Origin of the sequence: Rhodococcus sp. P14 (genome assembly GCF_000256505.1) — a bacterium.
GTDB classification, from domain to species: Bacteria; Actinomycetota; Actinomycetes; order Mycobacteriales; family Mycobacteriaceae; genus Rhodococcus; species Rhodococcus ruber.
On the sequence record NZ_AJFC01000012.1, the window covers coordinates 1 to 5,608 of the forward strand.

Annotated in this window: 7 protein-coding genes; 1 reads left to right on the plus strand and 6 read right to left on the minus strand. The window is 69.5% G+C overall.

Annotated features, from left to right (window positions below; all coding sequences use genetic code 11):
- Window positions 1-43: 43 nt before the first annotated feature.
- On the plus strand, window positions 44-1,060 hold the full coding sequence (locus OEY_RS0100960) for an HAD family hydrolase (protein WP_029539839.1): 1,017 nt from the start codon (window positions 44-46) through the stop codon (window positions 1,058-1,060).
- 9 nt (window positions 1,061-1,069) lie between these two features.
- Here the strand turns inward: OEY_RS0100960 and OEY_RS0100965 are convergent, their stop codons facing one another.
- The 6 genes from OEY_RS0100965 to OEY_RS0100990 form a co-directional block, all read right to left on the minus strand.
- The gene (locus OEY_RS0100965) at window positions 1,070-2,086 is read right to left on the minus strand and encodes a lysophospholipid acyltransferase family protein (protein ID WP_029539840.1); all 1,017 of its coding nucleotides are present in this window, start codon (window positions 2,084-2,086) and stop codon (window positions 1,070-1,072) included.
- Window positions 2,083-3,153 (minus strand): NAD-dependent epimerase/dehydratase family protein, encoded by a 1,071-nt coding sequence (locus OEY_RS0100970; RefSeq protein ID WP_010592082.1) that lies wholly within the window; start codon window positions 3,151-3,153, stop codon window positions 2,083-2,085. The genes OEY_RS0100965 and OEY_RS0100970 overlap by 4 nt, the downstream gene beginning before the upstream one ends.
- A 234-nt stretch (window positions 3,154-3,387) precedes the next feature.
- Window positions 3,388-3,489, minus strand: a complete 102-nt coding sequence (locus OEY_RS29585; protein WP_003402602.1) for a 30S ribosomal protein bS22 — start codon at window positions 3,487-3,489, stop codon at window positions 3,388-3,390.
- A gap of 202 nt (window positions 3,490-3,691) precedes the next feature.
- Complete coding sequence (locus tag OEY_RS0100980; protein ID WP_003937551.1) at window positions 3,692-3,928, minus strand: helix-turn-helix domain-containing protein; 237 nt, start codon at window positions 3,926-3,928, stop codon at window positions 3,692-3,694.
- 121 nt (window positions 3,929-4,049) lie between these two features.
- Complete coding sequence (gene proC, locus OEY_RS0100985; RefSeq protein ID WP_026137606.1) at window positions 4,050-4,868, minus strand: pyrroline-5-carboxylate reductase; 819 nt, start codon at window positions 4,866-4,868, stop codon at window positions 4,050-4,052.
- 49 nt (window positions 4,869-4,917) lie between these two features.
- Window positions 4,918-5,608 (minus strand): thioesterase family protein (locus tag OEY_RS0100990; RefSeq protein ID WP_029539842.1); only part of this gene is annotated, 691 nt, incomplete at its 5' end.

Here is a 5,608-nt window from a genome sequence, read left to right on the forward strand (position 1 = left end):
GCAGCACTCGACGGCACGGCCGTCGCGCAACAGGGAGGTGCAGGTGCCGGAACGTCCAGTGCCACACGGCTGGGGATTCGGCGAGAACCTGGCCGGTCGCGTCAGCGAGACCCTGGCCGGTCTGATCCGGCCGGGCCGGCGCCGGCTGTGGAGCAAGTTCGGCCCCAGCGAGGCCGAGGTCCGCGCGAACCTCGCCGGACAGGCGAGTGCCGATGCCGCGCTCGCCCTGCAGGAGGCCCGCACCGAAGCCGAGCCCGTCGGCATCTCGACGACTCCCGTTCCGCAGGATCTGACCGCGGCCGCGTTCTTCGACGTCGACAACACGATGGTGCAGGGCGCGTCGATCATCCACTTCGCGCGCGGACTCGCCGCCCGCGACTACTTCACCAAGTCCGACCTGGCCGAGTTCGCCTGGCAGCAGGTCAAGTTCCGGGTCACCGGCAAGGAGAACTCGGACGACGTCGCCAGCGGCCGCGAGAAGGCGCTGTCGTTCGTCGCCGGCCGGTCCACGGCGGAGCTGGCCCGCCTCGGCGAGGAGATCTACGACGAGATCATCGCGGACAAGATCTGGCCCGGCACTCGCGCGCTGGCGCAGATGCACCTCGACGCCGGGCAGCAGGTGTGGCTGGTGACCGCCACCCCGGTCGAACTGGCGAATGTCATCGCCGAGCGCCTCGGTCTGACCGGCGCCCTCGGCACCGTCGCCGAGTCGCAGGACGGCGTGTTCACCGGCCGTCTCGTCGGCGACATCCTGCACGGCCTGGGCAAGGCCCACGCGGTGCGGGCCCTGGCGATCCGCGAGGGACTGAACCTCAAGCGCTGCACGGCGTACTCCGACAGCCACAACGACATACCCATGCTCTCGCTCGTCGGCACGCCGGTCGCCGTCAACCCCGACGCCGACCTGCGGGAACTCGCGAAGACCCGGGGGTGGGAGATCCGGGATTTCCGCACGGCCCGCAAGGCGGCGCGCATCGGCGTTCCGACGGCGCTGGCTCTCGGTGCCGCGGGGGGCGCGCTCGCCGCCGCTCTCGGCCGTCGCCGCGACTCCGCGGCGTGACGGCCGGACTCAACCGAGGAATACGTTGCGCCGTTTGGTGAGCAACCGGTACAGCGTCTGCTGGATGGTCTCCCGCACGTGGTCGGTCACCTCGAACAACACCATCGGATCCTCCACCGCGGCATCGTCGTAGACGTCGGTGGCGATCGGACTACCGAACTCGATGTACCACTTCGAGGGCAGCGGCACGATGCCCAGCGGGCCTAGGGCCGGGAACAACGGGGTGATCGGGAAGTACGGAAGACCGAGGAGCCGGGCGATGGACGTCAGGTCGGCGATCTTCGGGTAGATCTCCTCCGAACCCACGATCGAGCAGGGCACGATCGGTGCCTTCGTCTGGAGCGCAGCCGAGACGAAGCCCCCGCGCCCGAACCGCTGCAGCTTGTAGCGTTCGCTGAACGGCTTGCCGAGACCCTTGTACCCCTCGGGGAACACCGCGACCCCCTGATCCTCGCGCAGGAGCCGCTCGGCGTCCGGATGGCACGCGAGGGTGTGCCCCGCCTTGCGGGTGACGCTGCCGACGACCGGCATACCGAAGGCGAGGTCGGCGGCGAGCATGCGCAGGGGACGGTGGGCGAGGTCGTGCACCGCGACGGAGGTCATCAATGCGTCCACGGGCAAGGTGCCGGCATGGTTGGCGACGATCAGCGCGCGCCCGTCGGCCGGGATGTTCTCGATGCCCCGCACTTCGACACGGAACCACTTCTCGAACAGCGGCCGCAGCGCCGGCAGCAGGACGTTGTCGGTGAAATGCGGGTCGAAGCCGAAGTCGTCCACCTCGTAGTCGCCGGTGATCCGTCGCCGCAGGAACTCGGCGGTGCCGGTGATCTGCCCGACCAGTTTGTGCCGCAGGTCGTCGAGGAACCCGTCCGCCGCCGTCTCCTGCACCGGCGCCGCGGGCGGTTCGGGTGGGATCGGGGAGCCGTACGTCGACGGGTGACCGGAACCGGCGCCCGGGCGTGCCCCCGCCCGTCGTGCCGACCCCGCTCCCCCGTGGAGTGGAATCACCTTGGCCACTTCTGTCATCGCGCCTCCATTCGCTCTCCGAGCGCCGAGAGCAGGATCGACTCGGTTCGATCGACCCATTCCGTCCTGACGACCTGCCGCAGCCCGACGCTGCGAGCGTAGTCGTCGAGGGCCTGCCTCGTGGTCCACCTCGGCTCGAAGCCGAGTTCGGTGCGCATCCGCGTGGTGTCCAGCCCGCGCCCGAAGTGGAAGTAGTCGAGTTCTTCCTTGTTGAACGACTTCATCACCGGCCCCATCAGCGCCTGCCCGACGGTGCGGAACAAGCCGTAGGGCATCGGCACGGTCAGTCCGCCGGCCCGCCGCACGGCCTGCGACATCATCACGATGCCGTCCCCGGCGACGTTGTAGGTCCCGGACTGGCCGGCGACGGTGGCTCGCTCGAGCGCCGAGAGCGCATCCTCCTCGTGCAGCAACTGCAACCGGGCATCGCGGCCGAGAATGGTGGGCACGATCGGGGAGGTGAGGTATCGCGAGACGGAGCCGGGCAGGTGGTTGCCCACCGTCGGGGCCAGGCGCAGGATCGTCGCCGCGATGTCCGGCCGCCGGCGTGCCATCCCGCGCAGGTAGCCCTCGACCTCGATCATGTCGCGGGCGAAGGCGCCGGTCGGACGGCGGCGCGCGCTCATCTCCTCGGTGAACTTCGCGGGGTCCTTCGCGCTCGATCCGTACACCACCGACGACGAGCGCAGCACGACGCGTCGCACGGACGGGGTCTTCTGGCACACGGCGAACAACTGCATCGCGCCGAGGACGTTCATGTCCTTCATGGCGGCGCGACTGCCGGACTTCGGCGCCTTGGTGAGGGTGGACGTGTGGACGACGGTGTCGACGTCCATGTTCCGGATGACCTTGCCGATGAGGGGGTTGCGGATGTCGGCGAGCACGAACTCGGCGCGGCCCATGCGCCGCAGCATGTCCTTGGTGGGCGACTGGGTGTCGACCGCGATGACGCGTTCGACGTCCGGGTGCTGGGCCAGACGGGTGACCAGGTCCCCGCCGAGGAATCGGCTCGCGCCGGTGACCAGAGCCACCCTCGGCGGGTCGATGCCGTCGATCTCCGAACTCACCCACTCACCCCCTGCTGTCACTCCGGTCTCTCACGATACGGTGACTCTCGCAACAAAGCATTACACCGGCGTAACCGATCACTGGAAAGACCCGGAGGCGGGACGTTCGTCCTCAGCCACCCGGACTCCGCATACCACCCGGATCGGGCGTTCCGCGGACGACCTCGTGACGGGCCGTCGGCACAGACGCTCGATGCCCGCCACCACACGGGTGACGGGCATCGGGGAATCGATCTACTTGCCGAGTTTACGACGCTGCACTCGGGTGCGGCGGAGCAGCTTACGGTGCTTCTTCTTCGACATGCGCTTGCGGCGCTTCTTGATCACAGAACCCATCTGGGTTTCCCTCACGTTCTCTCTAGCGTTCCTGCGCGCACGCCGGTGACGTACGCCTGTAGTCGACGCTGGGCCGCGTGGTGACGAGCTCAGCGCCTCACGACACCGGGTGGCCGGTACGACGACAAGCAATCGTACCGGGGCGGGTTTCGAGTAGTGAAACCGAGGTCCGCTCCGGGCTCCGATTGCGGCCGTCGACCGCTCAGCCGACGTCGAAGTAGGACGTTTCCAGGTAATCGTGCACGGCCTTGGCGTGCACCCGGAACGAACGTCCCACTCGCACGGCGGGCAGTTCCCCGCTGTGCACCAGCCTGTACACGGTCATCTTCGACACCCGCATCAGCGCCGCCACTTCGGCGACGGTGAGGAACTGGGTGCCGGAGAGAACCGACTGACCGTCCTCGGGTTGACCCTTCGACGGTTTGCTTCCAGATACCATTACACACCTCCGGCACGTCCCGCGCCGCCGGCTTCCCCTCCGGCGGAACAGACACGCACGTGCTCAATCGAGCTTAGCGTGACCAATGGTTCCCGTGCGACGATGCGGACGACCAATTTCCTCAATCGGCGGACGAACCGAGTGCCGCAGAGCGGTCCCGGGCGGCCGCGAGGGCCTCGTAGAACGCCGTCCGCACGCCGCCGCGCTCGAGTTCCCGGATCGCCGCCGCGGTGGTTCCACCCGGCGATGTCACCGCCGCGCGCAGGTCGGCGGCGTTCTCCCCCGACCGGGCGAGCATGGCCGCCGAGCCGGTCATCGTCTGCACCACGAGCTCGGTCGTCGTCGCCCGCGTCAGTCCCAGGGCGACGCCCGCGTCGATCATCGCCTCGGCGACGAGGAAGAAATATGCCGGACCGGAACCGGACACAGCGGTCACCGCGTCGATCTGGGACTCGGGAACCACCGTCACGGTCCCCACCGACTCCAGGACCTCACGTGCCAGCGCCAGGTGGTCGGGCTTGACGTGCCGGCCGGCGGCGATCACGCTCGCGCCCTCCCCCACCAGCATCGGGGTGTTGGGCATGACGCGCACAACCGGCGATCCGGCCGGCAGCCGGTTCTCGTACCGGGACGTGGGCACGCCGGCGACCAGCGACATCAGCAGCTTCTCGCGTTCGCTGTCGAGGTCTGCCTTGCCCAGATCGGCGAGCACGACGTCGACGTCGCCCGGCTTGACCGCGATCACCAGCACGTCCGCACCTTCGGCCGCGTCGGCGATCGAGTCGGTGACCCGGATCGAGTACTCGGCGGTGAGCTCCTCGCTCCGCGCCGGGAACTTCTCGACGACCACCAGATCCTTGGTCGCGAATCCACTCTGCAGCAGCCCCGAGACCAGCGCCTCACCGATCCTGCCGCCGCCGATCACCGCAATTCTCGTCATGGGCAACAGCCTGCCACGGCCGCTGCCGGGGCCCGCATCGCCCCGACGATCAGCGCGGGACCATGGCGAGCTGACGGCTCTGCACGACGACGGAGCCGGTGGCATCGACGACGGTGTGGTCCTCCTCGAACCAGGCGTTGCCCAGGACCGTGCTGTCGGCCATGATCCGCAGCCAGCCGGGCGCCGGCAGTCGCCGCAGGTACGCGGTGAGCTGCACGGTCGGCGCCCAGCCGAACAGGCCCCGGTTCATGGTGACCGGAGCCGAGATGTCCCCGGCCATGAGCGCGAACAGCGCGGCGGTGTCGACGTCGGCCTCGTCCCCCGGCCACGGCCGCGCCCACATCCGCACCACCGGTTCACCCTGCTCTCCCGCGAGGAAACGGGCACTGGTCTCGTCCACCACGAGGTCGGCGCCCCCGCACAGGTTCACCACCTGGGCCATCGGGTGGCCGGGGCCGATCAGCGGCGCGTCCGCGGGCGGCTGCACCGACAGTTCGGCCACCGGATGGGCAGTGGTGTATCGCGGCTCGCCGGTGTCGGGCCGACCGAGCGTCACCGAGGCACGGACCGCGACCCGATCGCCCTGCGAGAGCTCCACGTCGACGAGCCCGACCTGCTTCCCGAGCTTGCGGACGATGGTGGTCAGCTGGACGTCGCCCGGGTCGGGGGCGGCAACGAACCCGGCGCTGACCGCAAGAGGTTGCACCGCCGGATCGGCTCCCCCCCCCCCCCCCCCCCCC